We start from the raw sequence: 2754 nt of genomic DNA, 5'->3' as shown, positions 1-2754 counted from the left end.
GTCGCCGTGCCACTGATCGACCGCAAAGGTGATCTGGTGGGCGCCCTCAATGTGACCATGCCGATGGGCCATGAGAGCAGCGACGACGCGGTTGCACGCGTCTTACCAGTGTTGCTGGAAACCGCGCGCGCCCTGCGCAACCTGATTTGACAAATCGACGCCTAGCCGCCACGCTTGCATTTCATCATGTTGCAACCCAACCCATTTGAACGTTACCAACGTGAAGCCCTGCGCATTGCGCTGAGCCATTACGTGACCAATGGACTGTCGGCGGCACTGGGTTTGCTGTTGATCGCGGGCAGCATTCATCTGCTGCTGGGCGAATTCGCCGCAGCTGCCGCGTCCGTGGGTGTGGTGGTGTGTGTTCCGCCCGATCAACCCGCGCCCAAACGTGGCAAGTTCTGGCAATTGTTGCCGGCCTTCCTGCTCGGCTTGCCGCTTTTCTGGGCGGTGCAGGTGTTGCACGCCGCCCCCATCCTGCTGGGCCTGCTGCTGGTGCCGGCCAGCTTCCTGGCTTTTCTGGCCGGGGGCTGGGGCAACCGTGGCCTGCCGATTTCGGTCTCGGTCATGTTTGCCATGGTGTTCTCGATGGCAGTGCCCGACCACAGCAACAGCGCCACCAATCTGACCACCTGCCTTTACTTCACGCTCGGTGCGGTGTGTTATCTGGCCTGGGCGACGTTGGCCAACGCGCTGCTGAACGCGCGTTATCGGGTGCAAATGCTGGCCGACACGCTGATGGCCCTTGCCACCCTGATGCGTTCGCAGGCGCAACAATTCAGTCCCGACACTGTGGACGAAACCGGCCGGCGGGCGCCGCTGGTGGGCACGCTGCTGCAACAGCAGGCGGCGCTGGCTGACCAGTTGCAGGCGGCGCGCAATATTTTGCTGGAATCTCCCAGCACCCTGCGTCGCCAGCAGCTGGCCGATATGCTGATGGCGGTGCTCGACATGCGCGACCACCTGCTGGTGTGCAACCTTGATCTGGACACGCTCAAAAACCATCCGGGTCATGAACCGGTGCTGAGCACCTTGCGTGACATCCTGGCTGCACTGGCCGATGAAATCGATGCTTTGGCCGATGCCCTGATGCTGGGCCGCGCGCCTGTGCCCTTTGCCAGCCATCGACCACAACTCGAAAACCTGCAGTGGGGCCATGACAGCACGGTGTCGGCCCGTGGTGCGGCACCCACGCCTGCCATTCTGGCCATGGGCATGTCAAGCCGCATCGGCCTGATGAATGACGACAGCTTGCGTTTGGTGGCATTGGCACGCGCTGAAATGGCCCCCAATGTGGACCTGGTACGCGCCAACTGGCAGCTGTTTGTCAGTCCCACGGTCTGGTCCTGGGAACCCTTTTACGCGCTGTGGCGCTGGAACGCGCCGCCCCTTCGCCACGCCATCCGGGCGGCTCTGGCCATGGGCACGGCTTATGCCATTTCGCTGGCGTTGCCTTGGGGTAGCCACGATTACTGGATCTTGTTGACCATCGTGGTGGTGTTGCGCGGTAGCCTGGCACACACGCTGGAGCGACGCAACAGCCGCGCCATCGGCACGCTGATCGGCTGTGTGCTGGCGGGTTTGCTGCTCTACGCGCACGTCCCGGTAGGGGTGCTGCTGCTCGTGGTCACGCTGGCGCAGGCCCTGGCCCACGGCTTTGCAGTCAGAAAATACCTTGTCACGGCGATTGCCGCCACGGTGCTGGGCCTGTTGCAGGTGCAGATGCTCAACGCCGGCCCGAGCCCGGTCTTTGATGTGGTGGAACGCATGGCCGACACCTTGCTGGGTGTCGCGATCGCCTGGGCTTTCAGCTACGTGCTGCCGTCCTGGGAGCGTGGCCAGATTGCAGCCCTGGTCAAACGCACCCTGGCGGCGCAGGCCCGGCACGCGCGCGTGGCGCTGGGCTTGTGGCAGTTGCAGGCCGTGGACAACGCGCCCGAGCTGCAATGGCGGTTGGCCCGGCGCGAAGCTTTTGACAGTCTTTCGGCTTTGGTGCAGGCCACCCAGCGCTCCTTGTCAGAGCCGCGTGCTGTGCGCCCGCCGCTGGAACCACTGGGGCGTTTGCTGGCCCTGAGTTACCAGCTGCTGGCCCAGCTGACCACGGTCAAGACCATGCTGTTGCAACAGCGTGGCCGCCTGACGCCGCAAGACGTTGAGCTGCCATTGCGGCAGGCGGCACAAGCCATCGAAGCCGCACTGGGGTCAGGTTCCTTGCCGCCGCAGATCGGCACACCCGCCACCCCAGCGTTGGAATGGTCGGTGCTGGGTGACCCTTTTGATGGTGACCTCAGCCCGTGGCTTTTGCGCCGATTGCAATTGGCCGACCATATTGCGCGGCAATTGCAGGCCAACGCGGAACAGGTGCTGCGTGAGCTTGCTGCACCCTGACTGATTTTGTCGTCAGCACCTTGCAAGACGCTGCGCACCATGCTGTCGAACAAACATTGTTTTTGCCACTGGCCAGCGCCCGCAGCGCTGGTGCAGGCGCTACATATACAGGAACGGTTGGTGCCAAATGGAAGCTTGCTGTCCCGCTGCGGGCTGTGGCGTTTTCAGGTCGCACGCCAAGCGTGGAGCCAACTGCCCGTAGGAATTGACCAGACCGGCAATGGCTGGTGACGACCACGTCTAGCCATCTGAGCGTGCGCTTCAAAAGGCGGGTCAAGACCCATTGCTGACCTTCAGCTTTCCAGCATGAAGGGTTAGTCTCGACCCCATTGCAGTCAGTCACCTGACAGAATTGTTCTGCCCTTT

Annotated in this window: 1 protein-coding gene and 1 pseudogene; both read left to right on the top strand. The window is 62.8% G+C overall.

The window, feature by feature from the left end; all coding sequences use genetic code 11:
* Window positions 1-150 (top strand): annotated as a pseudogene (locus Q7U49_RS15180) (IclR family transcriptional regulator C-terminal domain-containing protein); the annotation flags it as partial.
* A gap of 36 nt (window positions 151-186) precedes the next feature.
* Complete coding sequence (locus tag Q7U49_RS15175) at window positions 187-2388, top strand: FUSC family membrane protein (protein WP_304765568.1); 2202 nt, start codon at window positions 187-189, stop codon at window positions 2386-2388.
* The last annotated feature ends 366 nt before the right edge of the window (window positions 2389-2754 follow it).

It is taken from the genome of Rhodoferax sp. (genome assembly GCF_030653815.1).
Taxonomy (GTDB): Bacteria; Pseudomonadota; Gammaproteobacteria; order Burkholderiales; family Burkholderiaceae_C; genus Rhodoferax.
This window is presented reverse-complemented; position numbering and strand designations above follow the sequence as displayed.